The organism is Streptomyces sp. NPDC058289 (genome assembly GCF_042880975.1).
GTDB lineage: Bacteria > Actinomycetota > Actinomycetes > Streptomycetales > Streptomycetaceae > Streptomyces > Streptomyces stoeckheimensis.
Genome location: NZ_JBHVYI010000049.1, coordinates 37,806 through 59,584, shown reverse-complemented (window position 1 = coordinate 59,584; position 21,779 = coordinate 37,806). Strand labels below are relative to the sequence as shown.

At 68.9% G+C, this 21,779-nt stretch carries 18 protein-coding genes and 2 tRNA genes; 6 read left to right on the top strand and 14 right to left on the bottom strand.

What is annotated here, in order from left to right; genetic code table 11:
- Positions 1-15: 15 nt before the first annotated feature.
- From mrdA to ACFVX6_RS24210, 7 genes are all read right to left on the bottom strand, one after another.
- Complete coding sequence (mrdA, locus tag ACFVX6_RS24240) at positions 16-2,196, bottom strand: penicillin-binding protein 2 (RefSeq protein ID WP_389694671.1); 2,181 nt, start codon at positions 2,194-2,196, stop codon at positions 16-18.
- 13 nt (positions 2,197-2,209) lie between these two features.
- Positions 2,210-2,914 (bottom strand): rod shape-determining protein MreD, encoded by a 705-nt coding sequence (gene mreD / locus ACFVX6_RS24235; protein ID WP_389694669.1) that lies wholly within the window; start codon positions 2,912-2,914, stop codon positions 2,210-2,212.
- Between the two features lie 12 nt (positions 2,915-2,926).
- Positions 2,927-3,874, bottom strand: a complete 948-nt coding sequence (gene mreC / locus ACFVX6_RS24230) for a rod shape-determining protein MreC (RefSeq protein WP_327252739.1) — start codon at positions 3,872-3,874, stop codon at positions 2,927-2,929.
- A gap of 224 nt (positions 3,875-4,098) precedes the next feature.
- A complete protein-coding gene (locus ACFVX6_RS24225) occupies positions 4,099-5,118 on the bottom strand; it encodes a rod shape-determining protein (RefSeq protein WP_069923827.1) in 1,020 nt (339 codons plus the stop codon).
- A gap of 296 nt (positions 5,119-5,414) precedes the next feature.
- Positions 5,415-5,825 (bottom strand): nucleoside-diphosphate kinase, encoded by a 411-nt coding sequence (gene ndk, locus ACFVX6_RS24220; RefSeq protein WP_214950910.1) that lies wholly within the window; start codon positions 5,823-5,825, stop codon positions 5,415-5,417.
- 104 nt (positions 5,826-5,929) lie between these two features.
- Positions 5,930-6,289, bottom strand: coding sequence for a DUF4233 domain-containing protein (locus ACFVX6_RS24215; RefSeq protein WP_389694666.1), 360 nt, complete (start codon positions 6,287-6,289; stop codon positions 5,930-5,932).
- 3 nt (positions 6,290-6,292) lie between these two features.
- Positions 6,293-7,807 (bottom strand): bifunctional folylpolyglutamate synthase/dihydrofolate synthase, encoded by a 1,515-nt coding sequence (locus tag ACFVX6_RS24210; protein WP_389694664.1) that lies wholly within the window; start codon positions 7,805-7,807, stop codon positions 6,293-6,295.
- Positions 7,808-7,925: 118 nt separating this feature from the next.
- On the opposite strand from ACFVX6_RS24210, the gene ACFVX6_RS24205 reads away from it, so the two are divergent.
- Positions 7,926-8,975 (top strand): rod shape-determining protein, encoded by a 1,050-nt coding sequence (locus tag ACFVX6_RS24205; RefSeq protein WP_389694662.1) that lies wholly within the window; start codon positions 7,926-7,928, stop codon positions 8,973-8,975.
- Positions 8,976-9,025: 50 nt separating this feature from the next.
- Here the strand turns inward: ACFVX6_RS24205 and ACFVX6_RS24200 are convergent, their stop codons facing one another.
- Positions 9,026-10,177 carry a sensor histidine kinase gene (locus ACFVX6_RS24200; RefSeq protein WP_389694660.1) on the bottom strand — a complete coding sequence of 384 codons (1,152 nt, stop codon included), beginning with the start codon at positions 10,175-10,177 and terminating at the stop codon, positions 9,026-9,028.
- Between the two features lie 152 nt (positions 10,178-10,329).
- Here ACFVX6_RS24200 and ACFVX6_RS24195 point away from each other — a divergent pair, with 152 nt between their 5' ends.
- A complete protein-coding gene (locus tag ACFVX6_RS24195; RefSeq protein ID WP_389694658.1) occupies positions 10,330-10,911 on the top strand; it encodes a vitamin K epoxide reductase family protein in 582 nt (193 codons plus the stop codon).
- A gap of 89 nt (positions 10,912-11,000) precedes the next feature.
- On the opposite strand, the gene ACFVX6_RS24190 is transcribed toward ACFVX6_RS24195, so the two are convergent.
- The gene (locus ACFVX6_RS24190; RefSeq protein WP_389694656.1) at positions 11,001-13,622 is read right to left on the bottom strand and encodes a valine--tRNA ligase; all 2,622 of its coding nucleotides are present in this window, start codon (positions 13,620-13,622) and stop codon (positions 11,001-11,003) included.
- A 127-nt stretch (positions 13,623-13,749) separates the two neighbouring features.
- Here ACFVX6_RS24190 and ACFVX6_RS24185 point away from each other — a divergent pair, with 127 nt between their 5' ends.
- The gene (locus ACFVX6_RS24185; protein WP_389694654.1) at positions 13,750-14,718 is read left to right on the top strand and encodes a hypothetical protein; all 969 of its coding nucleotides are present in this window, start codon (positions 13,750-13,752) and stop codon (positions 14,716-14,718) included.
- A 79-nt stretch (positions 14,719-14,797) separates the two neighbouring features.
- Here the strand turns inward: ACFVX6_RS24185 and clpX are convergent, their stop codons facing one another.
- From clpX to ACFVX6_RS24160, 5 genes are all read right to left on the bottom strand, one after another.
- A complete protein-coding gene (gene clpX / locus ACFVX6_RS24180) occupies positions 14,798-16,084 on the bottom strand; it encodes an ATP-dependent Clp protease ATP-binding subunit ClpX (protein ID WP_250739478.1) in 1,287 nt (428 codons plus the stop codon).
- 153 nt (positions 16,085-16,237) lie between these two features.
- Entirely contained in the window at positions 16,238-16,888 is a 651-nt protein-coding gene (locus tag ACFVX6_RS24175; RefSeq protein WP_327252748.1) for an ATP-dependent Clp protease proteolytic subunit, read from the bottom strand.
- A gap of 107 nt (positions 16,889-16,995) precedes the next feature.
- Positions 16,996-17,613, bottom strand: coding sequence for an ATP-dependent Clp protease proteolytic subunit (locus ACFVX6_RS24170; RefSeq protein WP_250739480.1), 618 nt, complete (start codon positions 17,611-17,613; stop codon positions 16,996-16,998).
- Between the two features lie 321 nt (positions 17,614-17,934).
- Positions 17,935-19,329: a trigger factor gene (gene tig / locus ACFVX6_RS24165; protein WP_389694651.1), complete on the bottom strand. Its 1,395-nt coding sequence runs from the start codon at positions 19,327-19,329 to the stop codon at positions 17,935-17,937.
- Between the two features lie 189 nt (positions 19,330-19,518).
- Positions 19,519-19,595, bottom strand: a tRNA-Pro gene (locus ACFVX6_RS24160).
- A 178-nt stretch (positions 19,596-19,773) separates the two neighbouring features.
- Between ACFVX6_RS24160 and ACFVX6_RS24155 the strand changes: the two genes are divergently transcribed.
- From ACFVX6_RS24155 to ACFVX6_RS24145, 3 genes are all read left to right on the top strand, one after another.
- A tRNA-Gly gene (locus ACFVX6_RS24155) sits at positions 19,774-19,844 on the top strand.
- A 259-nt stretch (positions 19,845-20,103) separates the two neighbouring features.
- Complete coding sequence (locus ACFVX6_RS24150) at positions 20,104-20,316, top strand: e9imm peptide (RefSeq protein ID WP_389694649.1); 213 nt, start codon at positions 20,104-20,106, stop codon at positions 20,314-20,316.
- Positions 20,317-20,974: 658 nt separating this feature from the next.
- Positions 20,975-21,685, top strand: coding sequence for a hypothetical protein (locus ACFVX6_RS24145; RefSeq protein ID WP_389694647.1), 711 nt, complete (start codon positions 20,975-20,977; stop codon positions 21,683-21,685).
- Positions 21,686-21,779: the final 94 nt, after the last annotated feature.

Below are 21,779 nucleotides of genomic sequence, written 5' to 3'. Positions count from 1 at the left end.
GTCGGTCCTCGGTACTCAGTCGTGCTGCGCAGGGCGCTGGGCGGGCGGTCCGGCCAGCGCGGGCGGCGCCAGTTCTTCCGGGGACGGCGGTACGTACGGCCGGATCTCGGGGGAATCGATGCCGCCGTCGGGGCGGATCTTGGGCAGGTTCTTCTCCGGTCCCAACAGGAGTGCCTTCTTCAGGTCCTGGTTGCCCGCCATGTCGAGGCCGTAGATGGCGTTGTACAGGTTGCGTACGGCGGGGCCGGCGGCTCCGGATCCGGTGCCGCCCTGGGAGATGGTCATGACGATGACGAAGTCCTTGGTGTAGGTCGCCAGCCACGAGGTGGTCTGCTTGCCGTAGACCTGGGCGGTGCCGGTCTTGGCGTGCATCGGGATCTTGTCCATCGGCCAGCCGCCGAAGCGCCAGGCGGCGGTGCCGCCGGGCTCGACGACCATGCGCAGGCCCTTGTCGAGGTCCTTGACGGTCTTGGCGTCGATCGGCAGCCTGCCGTGCGGCTTGGGCTTGATCCACTCGACGTGTTTGCCGTCGGCGCTGATCACGGCCTTGCCGACGGTGGGGTCGAAGAGGGTGCCCCCGTTGCTGATGGCGGCGTAGGCGGTGGCCATCTGGATGGGGGTGACGAGGACGTCGCCCTGGCCGATGGCGAAGTTGATGCTGTCGTAGGCCTTGAGCTGGTTGCCTTCGAGGCAGCTCTCGTAGGCGACCAGCTCGACGTAGGTGCCGCCCTTCTTGCCCTGCTTGCACCAGGCGTCCTTGTTGGCCGCCCAGAAGCTCTGCTTCCACCTGCGGTCGGGGATGCGGCCCTTGACCTCGTTCGGCAGGTCGATCCCGGTCTCGGAGCCGAGGCCGAACTCGCGGGCCGTCCGGTAGAACCAGTCGTGGGCGTCCTTCTTGGGCTTGAGGCCGCCGTCCCGCTGCCACTCCTTGTGCCCGAGGGCGTAGAAGACGGTGTTGCAGGAGAACTTGAGGGCCTCGCCGAGGGTGATGGGGCCGTGCCCCTTGGACTCGAAGTTCGCGAAGCTGCGGTTGCCCATGCTGTAGGAGGCGCCGCAGTTGTACTTGTCGTCGAAGGCGTATCCGGCCCGGACGGCCGCGCTCGCCGACACCACCTTGAAGATGGAGCCCGCGGGGGCCTGGCCCTGGATGGCCCGGTTGAGCAGCGGATAGTTGGAGCCCTCGCTGGTGAGGGCGGCGTAGTCCTTGGCGGCGATGCCGCCGACCCAGGCGTTGGGGTCGTAGTCGGGCTGGGAGGCCATCGCGACGACCCGGCCGGTCTTGGCCTCCATGACGACGACGGCGCCCGAGTCGGCCTCGTACTTGCGGTTGGTGATGTTGTCGGTCTCGTTGCGGACCGTCTTCATCGCCTGCTGGAGCTCGTACTCGGCGACGGACTGGACCCGGGCGTCGATGCTGGTGACGAGGGTGGACCCGGGCACACCCGCGTCGGACTCGGTCTGGTGCATGACGCGGCCGAGGTTGTCGACCTCGTACGAGGTGACCATCGCCTTGCCGCGCAGGTACTTGTCGTAGGTGCGCTCGATCCCGGAGCGGCCGACCTGGTCGGAGCGCAGGTGCGGCGAGTCGGTGTCCTTGGCCTTCTGGATCTCCTCGTCGGTGACCGGCGAGAGGTAGCCGAGCACCTGGGAGGTACGGGCCCCGCCGGGGGCCGGGTAGCGGCGGACGGCGACGGGCTCGGCGGTGATGCCGGGGAACTCCTCGGGGCGTTCGCGCAGCTGCAGCGCCTGCTGCGTGGTGGCGTCGAGGGTGATCGGGATCGGCTGGTACGGGGAGCCGTTCCAGCAGGGCGCGGGGGTTTGGGAGTCGCAGAGGCGGACCTTCTCCATGACCTCCTTGGGGGTCATGTCCAGGACGCCGGCGAGGCGGGTCATGACATCCCGGCCGCGGTCCTTCATCTTCATCAGGGCCGTGCGGCTGGTGGAGACGACCAGGCGGGTCTCGTTGTCGGCGAGGGCGACGCCCCGGGCGTCGAGGATCGTTCCGCGCACGGCGGGCTGGACGACCCGCTGGACGTGGTTGCTCTTCGCCTCGTGGTAGTACTCCGCGCCGTTGCGGATCTGGAGGTACCAGAGCCGGCCGCCGAGCGTGAGGAACATCGAGCAGACGAGAACCTGGATGATCACGAGCCGGATCTGCACCCGGGAGGTACGGCCGGTCTCCGGAATGTTGGTCACGTGGACTCCTCCCTCACAGCTTCTTGACGCTCTTCACACCCTTGATTCCCTTGACGCCCTTTATCCGGCCGGCCCGGTTGGCCCGGCTGCGGGCGGTCTTCATCCGCAGGCCGCCGCGCTGGCTGCCGATCCGCAGTCCGGTGCCGCCGGCCAGCCAGCCGGAGGCGATGTCCTTGCCCGCGGGCGGGCCGCCGTTGGCCTCGACGGCCATCGGGTCGTTCTCCGCACGGCGGGCCAGGGCCATGATGAACGGCACGGTGAAGGGGGCGAGCAGCAGGTCGTAGAGGACCGCGGTGAACAGCAGTCCGGTCAGCCCCACGTGCCGGGCCGCGGTGTCGCCGACCAGGGCGCCGACGCCCGCGTAGAGCAGGGTGGAGGCGAAGGCGGCGCCGACGACGGTGAGCATCGGGCCCCAGGCGGAGCGGAACCGCCCGGTGTCGGGGCGGACCAGGCCGGCGACGTAGCCGATGACGCACAGCACGAGCGCGTAGCGGCCGGCGGCGTGGTCGGCGGGCGGGGCCAGGTCGGTGAGGAGGCCCGCGGCGAAGCCGATGAGGGCGCCGCTGACGCACCCGTACACGAGTGCGAGGGCGACGACCGTGAGCAGGACCAGGTCGGGGACGGCTCCGGGGAGTTGGAGGCGGCCCAGGATGGAGACCTGGACGACCAGGGCGACCACGACGAGCGTGCCCGAGAGCAGGATCCGGTTGAAACGCATGATGATCGGCTCCTAGTCCTCGGCCGGCTTGCCGGACGCGGACGCGCCGGGCGACGGGGTGACCGTGACGGTGACCGTCGGGGTGGGCTTGGGTGCCTCGGGCTTGGGCGGCAGGACCGCGTCGCGCGGGTCCTCGCGCGGGGGCATGACCACGACGCCGACGATGTCCAGGCGGGAGAAGCCCACGAAGGGGCGGACCCAGATGGTGCGGGTCAGGTCGCCGCGCGAGGGGTCGACCTTGATCACCTCGCCGATCGGGACGCCGGGCACGAAGGGCTTGTTGCCGCGCGAGCCGAAGGTGACGAGCCGGTCGCCGGTGTTGATCTTGGCCTTGCCGTTGAGCATCTGCACGGAGAGCTCCCGGTCGCCCTGGCCGGTGGCGAAGCCGAGTTCGCCGGTCTTCTCCAAGCGGGTTCCGACGGTGAAGTCGGGGTCGTTGGCGAGGACCACGGTGGCGGTGTCGGGGCCGACGGTGGCGACGCGGCCGACGAGTCCGTCCCCGTTGAGGACGGTCATGTCGCGCTCGATGCCGTCCTTGCTGCCCGCGTCGATGGTCACGGTCCAGGAGAAGCCCTGGGCCGCTCCTATGGCGATGACCTCGGCGCCCTTGATGCCGTACTGGCCCGCGCCCGCCCGCTTGAGCATCTCGTCGAGCTCGCGGATCCGGCTGCGGGTCTGGTCGTCGCTGCCCAGCTTGGCCTTGAGCGCCGCGTTCTCGCGCTCCAGCGTCGCGATGCGGTTGTGCCGCTCGCCGGAGTCCCGTACCGCCCCTATGGCGTTGGCGACCGGGTCGACCCCTTTCGCCACGCCCTTCTCGACCGGCCCGAAGACCGCTGCGGCGGCCTGTCGGGCACCGTCGACCGGAGACTCCTCACCCGTTCTGATGTCCACCGTGATCAAAGCGAACGCGATGGCGATCAGAAGCACCAGGAGCAGCCGGCTCTCTCGTGTGTCCCTCACGTGCGGCGGCCGTGCCTTCCTCATAGATACCCGTGCGGCTGGGTCGTCTCTTTCGGATCTTGCCGGGCGTCGGCCGGGCAATACGCGAAAGAGACGGCCTGAGCCGCTCCGATGGAGCCGGGGCTCGCACCGGACCTTGCCTGTATATCAACGATCCGCCGCACGGGCCCGGTAGCACCCGTACGGCGGATCATTTGTGTTCCACCGCCACGCGGCGGGCCGGATCAGCGCCGCGGCTGGGCGTCCAGGACCTGCTGGAGCGCCTCGAACTCCTCCACGCACTTGCCGGATCCGAGCGCGACGGAGTCGAGCGGATCCTCGGCGATGTGGATCGGCATGCCCGTCTCGCGGCGCAGCCGCTCGTCGAGGCCGCGCAGCAGGGCGCCGCCTCCGGTCAGGACGATGCCGCGGTCCATGATGTCGCCGGAGAGCTCCGGCGGGCACTTGTCGAGGGTGGTCTTGACGGCGTCGACGATGGCGTTGACCGGCTCCTCGATCGCCTTGCGCACCTCGGCGGCCGAGATCACCACGGTCTTGGGCAGGCCCGAGACCAGGTCGCGGCCGCGGATCTCGGTGTGCTCGTCCTTGTCGAGGTCGTAGGCCGACCCGATGGTGATCTTGATCTGCTCGGCGGTGCGCTCACCGAGAAGGAGCGAGTACTCCTTCTTGATGTGCTGGATGATCGCGTTGTCGAGCTCGTCGCCGGCCACCCGGATGGACTGTGCCGTGACGATTCCGCCGAGGGAGATGACGGCCACCTCGGTGGTGCCGCCACCGATGTCCACGACCATGTTGCCGGTGGCCTCGTGGACGGGCAGGCCCGCGCCGATGGCGGCGGCCATCGGCTCTTCGATGATGTGCACCTGGCGGGCACCGGCCTGCGTGGACGCCTCGATGACGGCGCGGCGCTCCACTCCCGTGATGCCGGAGGGCACGCAGACCACCACGCGCGGGCGGGCCAGGTAACGGCGCTTGTGGATCTTGAGGATGAAGTACCGGAGCATCCGCTCGGTGATCTCGAAGTCGGCGATGACGCCGTCCTTGAGGGGCCGCACGGCGACGATGTTGCCGGGCGTGCGCCCGATCATCTTCTTGGCTTCGGAGCCGACCGCCAGGATGCCACCGGTGTTCGTGTTGATGGCGACCACGGACGGCTCGTTCAGGACGATTCCCCGGCCCCTCACGTACACCAGCGTGTTGGCGGTCCCGAGGTCGATCGCCATGTCACGGCCGATGAACGACATGTTGTTCCCCTTGTTCCCCATGAGGAGCGTCTGGCCTTCCAGTTGATAGCGGCTGCTGTCAGGTCGGCGAGGTGGGTGTGTGGGTGGAGGCCCCATCGTAGTGCCGCAAGTACGGCCACCGCGCGACGGGACTCCGGCAAGCCCGCCGGAACGGATACCCGCCCCCTTAGTGGTGACGTCGTGTCCTGTCCATGCGTTCCCGAATGTGCCCGGTAATACCGGAGGGCGACCGAAATTACTTCGGTCGCCCCAGGTCATGAGCGCTATTCGGCTGATGTTGCGTCAGAAAAGAGTGATCACAGCGCCGGGAAGAACAGCTTCAGCTCCCGCTCCGCGGACTCCTCGGAGTCCGAGGCGTGGATCAGGTTCTCCCGGGTGACGGTACCGAAGTCACCCCGGATGGAGCCGGGCGCGGCGGCAATCGGGTCAGTGGGTCCGGCCAACTGGCGGACACCCTCGATCACGCGCTCCCCTTCGACGACCAGGGCCACGACCGGGCCGCTGGCCATGAAGCCCATGAGGGGCTCGTAGAAGACCTTGCCCTTGTGCTCGCCGTAGTGCGCTTCCAGGGTCTCCTGGTCCAGCGTGCGCAGCTCCAGCGCGGGAATGGTCCAGCCGGCCTTCCGCTCGATGCGGCCGACGATCTCGCCGATCAGGCCGCGACGGACGGCGTCGGGCTTGAGGAGGACGAGCGTGCGCTGGGTCATATGGGTAACTCCTTGCGGCATACGGGTGCGGTCCGACGAGGCTACAGGGGCCCGGGCCCCCGCCGTACGGGGCCTTCCCGGGCCCCGCTCCGGCGCCTCGGCGGCTACGCCTCGGTCGGGGCGGCGGCCTGGGCTTCCGCCTGGGCGGCCCAGCGGGCCTTGATCACGTCGATGCGGCGGCCGTAGTGGATCGAGCACCACCACAGACCGGCGAACACCACGCCCAGGATGAACATCATCGGGACGACGAACCCGCTCAGCACGAGCCCGATCTGCAGGGCCCAGCCGATCTGGACGGCCCCGGGGCGCGAGAGCATCCCGCACAGCAGGACCGACACCAGCATCGAGATCCCGCAGACCGTCCAGACCGTGGCCTGGCTCAGATCGCCCTTCATCGCGACCAGCCCGGCGAAGCCGATCACGAAGAACTCGGCGATCAGCGTCGAAGCACACAGCGTGCGCATCCCTCAGCCCCTCTTCAGCAGCAGGCGGGCCTCGCCCACCGTGATGACGGACCCGGTCACCAGGACCCCGGCCCCTCCGTACTCCGCCTCTTCCTCCGCCAGCGTGATCGCCGCCTCCAGGGCGTCGTCCAGCCGCGGCTCCACCTGCACCCGGTCGGCGCCGAAGACCTCGACCGCGACGGCCGCCAGGTCGTCGGCGGAGCTCGCCCGGTGACTGGTGTTCTCCGTGATCACGACCTCGGCGAAGATCGGCTCGAAGGCTTCGAGGATCCCGCGCGCGTCCTTGCCCTCGCTCGCGCCCACGACCCCGACCAGCCGACTGAAGCCGAAGGCCTCGGTCACCGCCTCCGCCGTGACCCGCGCCCCGGCCGGGTTGTGCGCCGCGTCCAGGACCACCGTCGGGCTGCGCCGCACGACCTCCATGCGGCCGGGCGAGGTCACCGAGGCGAAGGCCTTCCGCACGGTCTCCACGTCCAGCGCCCGCGCGTGGTCGGCGCCGATCCCGAAGAAGGCCTCGACCGCCGCCAGCGCCACCGCCGCGTTGTGCGCCATGTGGGCGCCGTGCAGCGGCAGGAAGATCCCGTCGTACTCGCCGCCCAGCCCGCGCAGCGTCAGCTGCTGCCCGCCCACCGCGACCTCGCGGGTGACGACGCCGAACTCCATGCCCTCGCGGGCCACGGTCGCGTCGACCTCCACGGCCTTCTTCAGCAGCACCTGCGCCGCGTCCACCGGCTGCTGCGCCAGGATCACGGTGGCGCCCTTCTTGATGACGCCGCCCTTCTCCTGCGCGATCTCGCCGGTGGTGGAGCCGAGCCGGTCCGTGTGGTCCAGGCTGATCGGGGTGACCACGGCGACCGCGCCGTCGATCACGTTGGTGGCGTCCCAGGTGCCGCCCATGCCCACCTCGACCACGGCCGCGTCCACGGGAGCGTCCGCGAAGGCCGCGTAGGCCATGCCGGTGAGGACCTCGAAGAACGACAGCCGGATCTCCTCGGCCGCGTCCACCATGTCCACGTACGGCTTGATGTCGTGGTACGTCTCGACGAACCGCTCGGCGGTGATCGGCGCCCCGTCCAGGCTGATCCGTTCGGTGACCGACTGCACGTGCGGGCTGGTGTAGCGGCCCGTGCGCAGCTCGAAGGCGTTCAGCAGTGCCTCGATCATGCGGGAGGTGCTCGTCTTGCCGTTGGTGCCGGTGACGTGGATGGAGGGGTACGCGCGCTGCGGCTCGCCCAGGACGTCCATCAGCGCGGCGATCCGCGTGACGGACGGCTCCAGCTTGGTCTCGCCCCAGCGGCCGGCCAGCTCCTGCTCCACCTCCCGCAGCGCCTCGGCCACCTCGGGGTCGGCGGGCTCTTCGGGTACCGGGTCGCCCTGGGGCGGACCGGCCTGCGTACGCAGGGTGCGGCTGCCCGCCTCGATCACCGCCAGGTCGGGGTCGCGGTCGGACTCTTCCGCCACGATCTGGTCGAACGCGTCGAAGCTGTCATCGTGGCTCTCGGGCTGCTGCTCACTCACGGGACCCAGTCTACGGACGAGGACCCGGGGGACTTTCGGCCCGGTCGGATCGGGACCTTCGACGGCGAGGGCGACCGGATCGTTATGCAAGCCTTGCGGACAGGAGATTGGGGAGCAAATGCCGCAGGCCAGCACGAACAAGACAGGTTCCAGCCGCGACATAGGGATAGATCTGGGAACCGCCAACACCCTCGTCTACGCACGGGGGCACGGCATCGTCCTCAATGAGCCGTCCGTGGTGGCCGTCAAGGCGGGCACCACCACCGCACTGGCCGTGGGTGCCGAGGCCAAGGAGACCATCGGCCGCACACCCGGCTCCATCACCGCGATCCGCCCCCTCAAGGACGGTGTGATCTGCGACTACGAGGCCGCCGAGGAGATGATCCGGCACTTCGTCCGCAAGGCCGTCCCCGGCCGCCGGGTCCGCACCCGCATGGTGATCTGCGTACCGTCCGGGGTCACCCCGGTGGAACGGCGGGCCATCATCCACGCCTCCACCCGGGCCGGCGCCAGAACCGTGCACCTGATCGAGGAACCCATGGCCGCCGCGATCGGCGCCGGGCTCCCGGTGTCCGAACCGCGCGGCTCGATGGTCGTCGACATCGGCGGCGGCACCTCCGAGGTCGCGGTCATCTCGCTGGGCGGCATCGTCACCTCCCAGTCGCTGCGGGTCGGCGGCGACCGGCTGGACGCCGCGATCACCGACTGGGTCCGCAAGGAGCACTCGCTGCTCATCGGCGACCGCACCGCCGAGGACGCCAAGATCGCCATCGGCTCGGCGTGGCCGGTGCCGGACCGGCCGGAGCTGGAGACCGCCACCTTCACGGTGCGGGGCCGCGAGAAGGTGGGCGGCATGCCCCAGACGCTGCAGCTCGACGCGCGCGACGTACGGGCCGCGCTCGACGAGCCGATCGAAGCGATCATCGCGGCGGTCCGCACCACCCTGGAGGAGTGCCCGCCCGAGCTGTCCGGGGACGTCATGGAGCACGGCATCGTCCTGACCGGCGGCGGCGCGCTGCTCCCCGGCCTGGACCTGCGGATGGCCTCCTCGACGGGGATCCCCGTCTTCGTCGCGGACGACCCGCTGGACTGCGTGGCCCTGGGCTCTGGGCGCTGCGTGGAGGACATGGACGCGCTCAGCAGCCTGCTGGCGCCGGCGAGGGCCTAGGCAAGATCCGGAAGAGACGGCCTGGGCCGGACGGGCAAAGGTCGGCGGGCTCAGCCCTTCGGGAGCGTCGCGAGGACCTCGTACGCGTCCTGCGTGCGCGTCGCCGTCAGGGTTCCGCCCAGGCTGCGCACGCGCTCGGACATGCTCGCCGTGCCCGAGCCCGCCGAGACGGGGGCCCTGGTCGGATTGCGCTGCGCCAGCCCGTTGCGGACGGCGATCGTCAGCTGCAGCCCGTCCGCCGCGATGGACACCTCGATGGTCTCGCCGCGCGCGTGCTTGGCGGCGTTGGTCAGGCATTCCTGCACCACCCGGTAGACCGCCGCCTGGCGCAGCGGCGACAGCCCGTGCACGGCCGGATCCAGGGCCAGCCGTACGGGGGAACCCGCGCGCCCGCTCTCCTCCGCGAGCGCCGCCAGCCCTTCCACGCCCGGGGTGGCCGCCCGCTCCCCGCGCTGCACGATGATCTCGTTGAGCACCAGGTGGGCCCGGCGGGCGGTGTCGGCGAGCTCCTCGAAGTCCTTCGCGTACGCCGTCTCGCGCGAGCGCATCGACAGCACCTCGGAGCGCACCGTCAGCAGGGTCAGCTCGCGCCCGACGAAGTCGTGGACGTCGCGGGCGACGGAGGTCCGCTCCTGCTGGACGGCCTGCAGCACGGCGGACTCGGCGCGCCGGGTGTCGAGTTCGCGCACGAGGTCGTGGCGGTAGGCGGCGATGCCCACGGCCGAGGCGAGGACCCCGATGGGCACGACGAGGCTGAGGAAGGAGCTGAGGGTCTCGGCCCGGGCCAGCGGCCAGCCCGGCACGCAGCAGAACAGGCACAGCGCGAAGGCGACGTAGCCCAAGGTGGCGAGGACACCGGCCCGGCGCCCGCGGAAGCGGCCCACCGAGTACAGCGCGAACTGGATCAGGGTCAGCTCGTGCAGCCAGCCGATGAAGAGCAGCGCGGCGAGGTACGAGACCCAGGGCATCCGGCGCCGCACCAGCAGCGTGGAGCAGCCGACGGTCAGGACGACCGCCGCGGCGGGCCCGCTCAGGGAGTTGTCGGCGGCCGCCAGGCCCGGCAGGTCGAGCGCCATCAGGCCCAGACAGCTGAGAGCCGCGAGCACGTCCATCGCGCGCGGCGACCCGGCCCAGCCCTGCGCGAGCCGGCGGCCGAAGGCCAGGAGCCGGTGGGGCGCCGAGAGGGCGGGCTTGACGTGCATGCCCTCCATCATCCGTGTTCGGCACCCTCGGATCCGGGCCACCCGGACCCGAGAACGCGTGATTTAGGGCACTTCGGACATGCCGGAGGTCCTTCCGCCCGGAGGCCTTCCGCTCTATCCGCGGCCGCCGGCACGCTCGTAGCGTCGGGAGAATGACCACCCAAAGGGGAACGACCACCCATCGGGGAACGACCGCCCCTCGGGGCACCGCCCTGCTCCTGCTGATCGGCGGCCTCGTCGGCACCCTGGCCTCCGGCGTGCTCACCTACGACCGCATCCGCACCCTGGAGGACCCGCTCTTCACCCCGGGCTGCAACGTCGACGCGGTGCTGAGCTGCGGCGACGTGATGACCACCTGGCAGGGCAACCTCCTCGGCTTCCCCAACATGCTGCTCGGCCTCGCCGGCTTCGGGGCCCTCGCCGGACTGGGCACGGCCCTGGTCGCCGGGGCGCTGCTCCCCCGGTGGCTGTGGCGCGGGCTGTGGGCCGGGACCGCGGCCGGGTTCGCCTTCACGGTGTGGCTGATCAGCCAGTGCCTGTACGTGATCGGGGCACTGTGCCCGTGGTGCATGGTCGTCTGGGCGGTGATGATCCCGCTGTTCTGGTACGTCACCCGCCACCTGGCCCCGGCCGGCTCCCGGCTGCGGGCGATCCCCCACTGGCTGGTGCCGCTGGCCGCGTACGGCGTGGTCGCGGCGCTCGTCCTGACGAGGTTCGGCGCACAGCTGCTGTGATGCCGGGCCCCTCACGGGGAAGGGATAGCCCGAAGGCCCCCACGTCGACCGACGGCGTGGGGGCCTTCGCTTGCGTCCTACGGGCGCCGTCAGGCGGCGGGCAGCGTCTCCAGCTGGGCCTGCAGCCGGGCGATGTCCGCCTCGGCCTTGGACAGGCGGCCCTTGATCTTGTCCACGACGTTGTCGGGGGCCTTGGCGATGAACGCCTCGTTCCCGAGCTTCGCCTCGGCCTGCTGCTTCTCCTTCTCGGCGGCGGCCAGGTCCTTGCTCAGCCGCTTGCGCTCCGCCGGGATGTCGATGGTGCCCGACAGGTCGAGCGCGACGGTGGCGCCGGCGACCGGCAGGGTCGCGGTGGCGCTGAAGGCGTCGCCCTCCGGCTGGAGGCGCAGCACCTGGCGGATGGCGGCCTCGTGGGCGGCCAGCGTGGTGGCGGACAGGTCCAGGCGGGCCGGGACCTTCTGCTTGTCGTCGAGGCCCTGCTCCTTGCGGAACCGACGGACCTCGCGGACGAGGGTCTGGATGCCCTCGATCTCGGCCTCGGCAGCCGCATCGCGGAAGCCGCTGTCCTTGGGCCAGTCGGCGATCACGAGGGACTCGCCGCCGGTCAGCGTGGTCCACAGGGTCTCGGTGACGAAGGGGACCACCGGGTGCAGCAGGCGCAGCATGACGTCGAGGACCTCACCGAGGACCCGCGCGGAGGCCTTGGCCGGCTCGCCGCCCGCGAAGAAGGTCGTCTTCGACAGCTCGACGTACCAGTCGAAGACCTCGTCCCACGCGAAGTGGTAGAGCGCCTCGCTGAGCTTCGAGAACTGGTAGTCCTCGTAGAAGGCGTCGGCCTGCGCGACCGTCTCGTTCAGCCGGGACAGGATCCAGCGGTCGGTCGCCGACATCTCCTCGACCGACGGCAGGTCGCCCTCGATCGTGGCGCCGTTCATCATCGCGAAGCGGGTGGCGTTCCAGATCTTGTTGGCGAACTTGCTGGAGGCCTGGACCCAGTCCTCGCCGATCGGGACGTCGACACCCGGGTTGGCGCCGCGCGCCAGGGTGAAGCGGACCGCGTCGGAGCCGTACTTGTCCATCCAGTCCAGCGGGTTGACCGCGTTGCCGAAGGACTTCGACATCTTCTTGCCGCGCTCGTCACGGACCATGCCGTGCAGGGCGATGGTGTGGAACGGCGGGGTGCCGTCCATCGCGTACAGGCCGAACATCATCATCCGGGCGACCCAGAAGAAGAGGATGTCGTAGCCGGTGACCAGGACGGCGTTCGGGTAGAACTTCGCCAGGCTGTCGGTCTGCTGCGGCCAGCCGAGCGTGGAGAACGGCCACAGGCCGGAGGAGAACCAGGTGTCCAGGACGTCCGTGTCCTGGGTCCAGCCCTCGCCGCTCGGCGGCTGCTCGTCGGGGCCGACGCAGACGATCTCGCCGTTCGGGCCGTACCAGACGGGGATGCGGTGGCCCCACCACAGCTGGCGCGAGATGCACCAGTCGTGGAGGTTGTCGACCCAGTCGAAGTAGCGCTTCTCCATCTCCTGCGGGTGGATCTTGACCTGACCGTCGCGGACCGCGTCACCGGCGGCCTTGGCGAGCGGGCCGACCTTGACCCACCACTGGAGCGACAGGCGCGGCTCGATGGTGGTCTTGCAGCGCGAGCAGTGGCCGACGGAGTGCGTGTACGGACGCTTCTCCGCGACGATCCGGCCCTCGGCGCGCAGCGCGGCGACGATGGCGGAACGGGCCTCGAGCCGGTCCAGACCCAGGAAGGGGCCGTGGACGGTGATGACGGCGTGCTCGTCCATGACGGCGAGGTTGGGCAGGCCGTGGCGCTGACCGATCTCGAAGTCGTTCGGGTCGTGCGCCGGGGTCACCTTGACGGCGCCGGTGCCGAACTCGGGGTCGACGTGCTCGTCGGCGACGACCGGGATGCGGCGGCCGGTGAGCGGCAGCTCGATCTCGGTGCCGACCAGGTGCTTGTAGCGCTCGTCCTCGGGGTGGACGGCGACGGCCGTGTCACCCAGCATCGTCTCGGCGCGGGTCGTCGCGACGACGATGGAGGCGTCGCCCTCGCCGTAACGGATGGAGACGAGCTCGCCCTCGTCGTCCTGGTACTCGACCTCGATGTCGGAGATCGCGGTGAGGCAGCGGGGGCACCAGTTGATGATGCGCTCGGCGCGGTAGATCAGCTCGTCGTCGTAGAGCTTCTTGAAGATGGTCTGGACGGCCTCGGACAGGCCCTCGTCCATGGTGAAGCGCTCGCGCGACCAGTCGACGCCGTCGCCGAGCCGGCGCATCTGGCCGGAGATCTGGCCGCCGGACTCGCCCTTCCACTGCCAGACGCGCTCGACGAAGTCCTCGCGGCCCAGGTCGTGGCGGGACTTGCCCTCCTTGGCGAGCTCGCGCTCGACGACGTTCTGGGTGGCGATGCCCGCGTGGTCCATGCCGGGCTGCCACAGGGTCTCGTAGCCCTGCATGCGCTTGCGGCGGGTGATGGCGTCGATCAGCGTGTGCTCGAAGGCGTGCCCCAGGTGGAGGCTTCCGGTGACGTTCGGCGGCGGGATGACGATGGCGAAGGGAGGCTTGTCGCTCTTCTCGTCCGCCTCGAAGTACCCACGCTCTACCCAGCGCTCGTAGAGCTTCCCCTCTACATCGGCCGGCGCGTACGAAGTCGGCAGTTCGGAGTAGGGGCTGCTGGGTGTCTGCGTGTTCTCGGTCACGGGGCACAGTTTAGAGCGGTAACAGTCCAGTCATGAAACCGGCTTTCCCAGGACCCGGCGCCCTGAGCGCCTTCGGCTTCCGCCAGGATGTGTGGGACGCATAAACAACCTCATGGGGGGACGCGGGATGAGCTACAACCAGCCGGGACCGTACGGAGGCCAGCAGCCGCAGCAGCCGGGGCCCTACGGACAGCAGCCGCAGCAGCCGGGCCCGTACGGGCAGCAGCCGGGGCCCTACGGACAGCAGCCCGGGTACGGGTACCCGCAGCAGGCCCCCCAGGGAGTTCCGCAGCAGGGCTACCCGCAGCAGCAGCCCGGCTTCCCCCAGCAGCAGGCCCCGTACGGCGGCTACCAGCAGCAGCCTCCGTACGGCGGCGGCATGCCCCCGCAGCAGCCTCCGAAGAAGTCGAAGGCCGGCGTGATCATCGCCGTCGTCCTGGCGGTGGCCGTGATCGGCGGCGGTGCGTTCTATTTCCTGGGCTCGGGCGCCGGCAGCGGTGAGGTTTCGGCCTCCACCAAGGGCTACAAGATCGTCCCGCCGGCGGCGGTGAACGACTTCAAGAAGCCCGCCAAGGCCAGCCCCGAGAAGAAGATGGACGACAAGGAGAAGAAGGAACTCGAGGCGATCGGGATCAAGAACCCGGTCAAGGTCACCCAGGACTACGAGATCTCCGACAAGGCCAAGCCGCTGGAGAGCAAGCAGCTCAGCTTCTCGTCGTTCTCCGGCGAGATCGCGGACCCCGCGCAGACCCTCGACGCCTCGTTCGCGATGTTCAAGGCCTCCAGCACGGAGGAGAAGGACAAGGACGCCGACATCCAGTTCGTCGGGTCCCCCGAGACCTTCAAGCCGGCCGGGTTCAGCGGCGCGCTGATGAAGTGCCAGGAGATGAAGATCGTCTCCAAGAAGCCCTCCAGCAACCCGCTGGAGCCCAAGGAAATCACCTTCCCGGTGTGCATCTGGACCGACTACAGCACCATGGGCCTGACCACGACCATCGACATCGCCAAGATGATGACCGGCGGCAAGGGCTACACCCTGGCCCAGACCGCCGAGCTGGACGCCAAGCTCTACAACACGGCGCGCGTCAAGAACTAGCCGCCCGCGCCCACCACATGAGGAAGGGCGCCCCCGGTCCGGGGGCGCCCTTCCTCATGTCTGCTGCGTGCTACCGGTGCTACGCCGACTTCTCGTGCGGGCCCTGGTCCTTCGGGACGATCCGCGGGACCAGCGTCGGGTTGACGTTGGAGCGGACCACGTCCGAGGTGATGACCACGCGGGCCACGTCCTTGCGGGACGGGACCTCGTACATGACCGACATCAGGACCTCTTCCATGATGGCGCGCAGGCCGCGCGCGCCGGTCTGGCGGAGGATCGCCTGGTCGGCGATGGCCTCGAGGGCCTCGCGCTCGAAGTCCAGCTCGACGCCGTCGAGTTCGAACAGCCGCTGGTACTGCTTCACCAGGGCGTTGCGCGGCTCGATGAGGATCTGGAGCAGGGCCTCGCGGTCCAGGTTGTGCACCGAGGTGATGACGGGCAGACGGCCGATGAACTCGGGGATCATCCCGAACTTCACCAGGTCCTCCGGCATGACCTCCTGGAACTGGTTGCTCGCCTCGATCTCGCGCTTCGAGCGGATGGTCGCCCCGAAGCCGATGCCCTTGGCGCCGGCGCGGGATTCGATGATCCGCTCCAGGCCGGAGAAGGCGCCGCCCACGATGAACAGCACGTTCGTCGTGTCGATCTGGATGAATTCCTGGTGCGGGTGCTTGCGGCCGCCCTGCGGCGGTACGGAAGCGGTGGTGCCTTCCAGGATCTTCAGGAGGGCCTGCTGCACGCCCTCGCCGCTCACGTCGCGCGTGATCGACGGGTTCTCGCTCTTGCGGGCGACCTTGTCGATCTCGTCGATGTAGATGATCCCGGTTTCGGCCTTCTTGACGTCGTAGTCGGCCGCCTGGATCAGCTTGAGCAGGATGTTCTCGACGTCCTCGCCGACGTACCCGGCCTCCGTGAGCGCCGTCGCGTCCGCGATGGCGAACGGAACGTTGAGCATCCGCGCGAGCGTCTGGGCCAGCAGCGTCTTGCCCGAGCCCGTGGGGCCGAGCAGGAGGATGTTGGACTTCGCGAGCTCGATCGCGTCGTCACGGCCCGTCCCGCCGCCGTTCTCGCCGGCCTGGACGCGCTTGTAGTGGTTGTACACCGCGACGGAGAGCGCCTTCTTCGCCGGCTCCTGGCCGACGACGTAGCTCTCCAGGAACTCGTAGATCTCACGGGGCTTGGGAAGTTCTTCCCAGCGAACCTCGGAGGTCTCCGCGAGTTCCTCTTCGATGATCTCGTTGCAGAGGTCGATGCACTCGTCGCAGATGTACACACCGGGTCCCGCGATGAGCTTCTTCACCTGCTTCTGGCTCTTTCCGCAGAACGAGCACTTGAGCAGGTCGCCGCCGTCACCGATGCGTGCCACGAGGTGCTTCCCCTTCGCCTGGGAGACGCCTGGTTCAGCGCTCCTGGTGCCTCATATCCGACGGTACCTTGCCGGGGGCCCCGTGCGGGGCCCCCTTGACGTGGTTCACATCGCCCAATCCGGCGAGGTGCCCGCGCCAACTGGCGGCAAGGATCAGTTCGAAGTCTTGCGGGTCGCGACGACCTGGTCGATCAGGCCGTACGCCAGCGCGTCCTGGGCCGTGAGGATCTTGTCGCGCTCGATGTCGTCGCGGATCTTCTCGATCGGCGTCGAGGAGTGCGTGGCCAGCATGTTCTCCAGCTGGTCGCGCATGCGCAGGATCTCGTTGGCCGCGATCTCCAGGTCGGAGAGCTGCTCACGGCCGGTGCCGCCCGAGGGCTGGTGGATCAGCACGCGGGCGTTCGGCAGCGCCATGCGCTTGCCGGGCGCGCCGGCGGCGAGCAGGACCGCGGCGGCGGAGGCCGCCTGGCCCATGCAGACCGTCGAGATGTCCGGCTTCACGAACTGCATCGTGTCGTAGATCGCCGTCAGCGCGGTGAAGGAGCCGCCGGGGCTGTTGATGTACAGGTAGATGTCGCGGTCCGGGTCCATCGACTCCAGGCACAGGAGCTGCGCCATGACGTCGTTGGCGGAGGCGTCGTCGATCTGCACGCCGAGGAAGATGATGCGCTCCTCGAAGAGCTTCGCGTACGGGTCGTACTCGCGGACGCCCTGCGAAGTGCGCTCGACGAAGCGCGGGATGACGTAGCGGTTGTCCACCGGTGCGCCGGTGTAGAGGCCGCTCGCGGGAGAAAGGTTGTTCATGTGCATCTGAGTGTTCACCGTCCTGGTGGCGTTCTGCGGGCTGAGGCTTGCCTGGTGCGGGCGGGCGTACGGGTCCCCGTACGGGATCCCGTACGCCGGGGCCGGGATCAGGCCCCGGTGCCGCCGCCGCCCGGAACCAGCGACGCGGCGGAGATGATCTCGTCGATGAGGCCGTAGGCCTTGGCCTCTTCCGCCGTGTACCAGCGGTCGCGGTCGCCGTCGCGGATGATCGTCTCCACGGTCTGGCCGGAGTGGTGCGCGGTGATCTCAGCCATGCGCTGCTTCGTGCGCAGCAGGTACTGGGCCTGGATCTTGATGTCCGAGGCGGTGCCGCCGATGCCGGCGGAGCCCTGGTGCATCAGGATGTCGGTGTTCGGGAGCGCGAAGCGCTTGCCCGGGGTGCCGCCGGTGAGCAGGAACTGGCCCATGGAGGCCGCCATGCCCATGCCGATGGTGACCACGTCGTTCGGGATGTACTGCATGGTGTCGTAGACGGCCATGCCGGCCGTCACCGAGCCACCGGGGCTGTTGATGTACAGGTAGATGTCCTTCTCCGGCTCGGCGGCCAGGAGCAGGAGCTGCGCAGTGATCTTGTTGGCGATGTCATCGTCGACCTGCTGGCCGAGGAAGATGATGCGCTCGCCGAGCAGCCGGTTGTAGACATGGTCGCCGAGGCCGCCACCGATGGACGGCTCACCCGCGGCGTAAGGCTTCAGATTCGTCACGTATCCACCTGCTCGTCTCCGACGGCCATGTGCCGTCTCAGCGTCTCGTTCTGGGGCGCGGACCTGCCGTGCGGACGATGTCCGCCGGCGTCGGGTACTCCCGTGCCCTCGTATTCATGGACCCTAACGCGCAGCTACGACAACGCCATCCCGCTTCCCGAACTGTTCGCTCGGAGCGCAAGGTCAGAGGCCCCTCACGGAGGGTCTCGAGGAGGGTCTCCGGGAGGGCGTCCCGCGGGAAGGCCGAAGGGCCCGGACGCGATGGCGTACGGGCCCTCCGGGCCGTGCTCAGGTGCTGCTCAGCGGGGGTGACCCCGGGTGTTACTTGGCCTCGTCGGCGGCGATGTCGCCGTCGGCCTCGACCGCGTTCTCGACGGTCTCGGCGGCCTGCTCGAGCTCGTCCTCGTCGTCGGAGAGGTCGACGACCTCACCGTTGGTGTCGGTGACCTTGGCGGCCTCGACGACGGCCGCGAGGGCCTTGCCGCGGGCGACCTCGCCGACGAGCATCGGAACCTGGCCACCCTCGACGACGGCCTGGGCGAACTGGTCGGGGGACATGCCGGAGGAGGCGGCGCGACGCATGAGGTGCTCGGTGAGCTCCTCCTGGTTCACGTTCAGCTTCTCCTTGTTGACCAGCTCGTCGAGGACGAACTGGGTCTTGATGCCCTTGATCGCCTGCTCGGCGGTCTCGGCGTCGAACTCCTCGACCGTCTTGCCCTGGATCTCCAGGTACTTCTCGATGGTGAGGCCCATCTGGCCGAGCTGGTGGTGCTCGAGGTTGTGCTTGCGGGTCTGGACCTCGTCCGCGAGGAGCTTCTCGGGGATCGGGACCTCGACGAGCTCCAGCAGCTTCTCCAGGACGCGCTCCTGGGCCTGCGTGGCCTGGTCGTACTGCTTCATGTTCTCGAGGCGCTTGCGGCTGTCGGCCTTGAGCTCGTCGAGGGTGTCGAACTCGCTCGCCATGCCGGCGAACTCGTCGTCCAGCTCCGGCAGCTCACGGGCGGAAACCTTGGTGACCTTGACGGTGACCTCGGCGTCCTTGCCCTCGGCGGAGCCGCCCTTCAGCTGGGAGGTGAAGGTGGCCTCGCCACCGGCCTCCAGGCCCTTGACGGCCTCGTCGATGCCTTCGAGAAGCTCACCAGAGCCGATGGTGTAGGAGACGTCCTGGGCGACACCGTCCTCCAGCACCTCGCCGTCGACCTTGGCCTCGAGGTCGATGGTGACGACGTCGCCGTCCTCCGCCGCGCGCTCGACGTCCTTGGTGGACGCGAAGCGGCCGCGCAGCTGCTCGACCGACTTCTCGACGTCCTCGTCCGAGACCTCGACGGCGTCCACGGTGACCTCGATGCCGGAGTAGTCCGGGATCTCGATCGCGGGACGGATGTCGACCTCGGCGGTGAAGGCGAGCAGTTCGCCGTCCTTCAGCTCCGTGATGTCGACGTCGGGCTGGCCCAGCGGGTTCAGGTCGGCCTCGTTGACGGCCTCGGTGTAGAACTTCGGGAGGGCGTCGTTGACGGCCTCCTCCAGCACCGCACCGCGGCCGAAGCGCTGGTCGATGACGCGGGCCGGGATCTTGCCCTTGCGGAAGCCCTTCACCGTGACCTGCTGGTTGATCTTCTTGTAGGCCGCGTCGAGGCTGTCCTTGAGCTCCTCGAAGGGCACCTCAACAGTGAGCCGAACCCGAGTCGGGTTCAGGGTCTCCACGGCGCTCTTCACGGTTCGGTCTCCTTGTGGCTGACTGCTGGGGGTCTCTGCTCATCGCCGCGGTCTAGCGGTTCTCAGCGGATCGGGCCCGGTACATCAGACACACGGGCACGCAGCTTGCATAGTAGCCGCAAGCGGCAATCAGCCCACAACGCGATCATCGACGCGGTCTCGTAGAGGGGGATCGCGCGATCCTCCTGCTGGTCGGGGTGGCCGGATTCGAACCGACGACCTTCCGCTCCCAAAGCGGACGCGCTACCAAGCTGCGCCACACCCCGTCGGTGCGACACGTAGGGTACATGCCCGAAGACCCTCCGCCGTGCGGAGTTTCGGCGAAAGACCCACCCGACCACCGCCGCAGCCACACGCGGGCGCGAAATGCGGTGTGCGATCCCCCGCAGGAACCCGCTAGGATGCTGTTCGTGCCGCGGTCCCCGGACCTGCGTCGCACGTGCTGCGGGTGTAGCTCAATGGTAGAGCACTAGTCTTCCAAACTAGCTACGCGGGTTCGATTCCCGTCACCCGCTCAGAGACGCAAAGGGCCAGGTCAGAGGATGCTTCCTCAGCCTGGCCCTTCGTCGTTCCCGGGGCTTCTATCAGCCCGCCGTGCCCCCTGTGTGCCCCTTCCGCTGCGGATCTTCCTTCGTGCCCTTGGCGGCCGCCTTCCGTCCCTTCTTGACGAGCCCGCTCAGCGCGTCGGCGATCAGCCGATCCCCGCCTCCTGGACGCCCTGGACGACGCGGGCCCCCACGTCCGCAGCCACGACGGCCGCCAGCTCGTCACCTCATGACCCACGACGAGGCCGTGCGCCTGGTCCAGCAACTCATGGACGGCGACATAGCCACCGAGGACGAGGGCAGCACGATCATCGAAGCCCTGGAACTGGGCCTACGGTGCCCGCACGTCAGCGACTACATCCTCTACCCGGGCCCCGGACAGCAGCCTTCCGCCGAACAGGTCATCGAACGAGCCTTGGCCTACCGTCCGATCGCTCTCTGATCCCGAGGCTATGCGGTAAGAGTTTCCCTACTTCATCAAGGGCGCTTCCGCCGCCAAGGCGGCGTCGCGCGCCCGTCGCCCCGGGCCTGCGCTCCTGTCTACGCCCCGCTCCAGCCCGGGACGCCGGCCGCGCGCCAATGACTAAGGACTTGATGGGCTGGGTGAGCCCGGCCTGATCGGTGGGCTGCCCGTCAGGACTGATGCCTCCGGCGGGGGCGCTCTGACTCTGGGATGGCGAAGCGCCGTACGCGGCTGCCGGTGCGTTGTGGTGAGCGTTGGGGGCTCCCATCCCGCCTGCCATCGACCCAGGCAAGCCGAGCAGACACGGGCCCTGGCGTCCAGGTCGTTCGTACAGTGGCGCGCTCCACCTGGACGCCAGGGCCCGCGCCCGCTCCACATACGTGTGGGTCGACGGCAGACGGGATGGGAGCCAGGCTGAGTGGAGGCTGCAGGCGGGGCGAGACACCCGTTGCAGGGAAAGTCCTGTCTTCACGCCACGCGCTGTTCCCAACAGGCGTGTTCGGCTACATGATGAGCAGTTGTGAATGAGTTGGCGATTGCACTCGTGGCAGCCGTATTCGGCCTAGCTGGCACCATGGTGGGGGCCGTTCTTTCAGCTCGAGCGGCGCGAGCCGGCGCCGACACGAACGCTGAGACCGTGAAACAGCAGGTCCAAGACCAAGCTGCGGCCGAACACTCCCATTGGTTGCGGCAGCAACGTCTAGAGGCCTACGAAGGCTTTCTAGAAGCCTGGGATGAGTGCCTGCGTCTCACGCATCACCCTAGCGATCTCCACGATCCGGGCCCATCAAGCTTCGATGCACTAAGGATGGCGGCAGGCCGTATGGCGGAGCGTGCAAGGCGCATCGCCTTGCTGGGACCCCTGGAGGTGACTCAGGCGGCTGAGAACCTCACTGAGACAATTCAGCAGGACGTCGATGCCACTGCAGAGTTCGTTCGGACGGCAGACGCGGGGCTCGCAAGCATCAGCGCCCAACCCGACCGCGCCAGTTCCCTTGAAGCAGCCACACAAGACCTTGAAGAACGCACCGGACAACTACAGGAGATCTGGACCAATGGCGTCGATCCAGAAGGAGACATCGATAGTCAACGTCTCATGGCAGAGGTAATGGAAAGCTCCGAGCGCATACAAGCGACCTCCAGCGAAGCGGTCGGGGAACTGCGATCAAACGTCGATCTGCTGTCCACAATCACGGACCAGGCAGCCGCGATGGTTGAGCTACTCACACGCAACCAGGCAGCACGCGAACGCAGCCGCGCGCAGTTCACGAGTGCGGCAGGCCGAGCACTCGGTAGCTCGCCTTTGCCTCAGGCATCGGACCCTAGGCCACCCACATTGAGTGTCTAGCCGAGTGACAAAGGTGGCGCACACTCGCGGACTGCCCCGAACGATCGCAAACCGTCATCGCAGGTGAGCGGCCCGATTCAGGCAGGCTTCAATC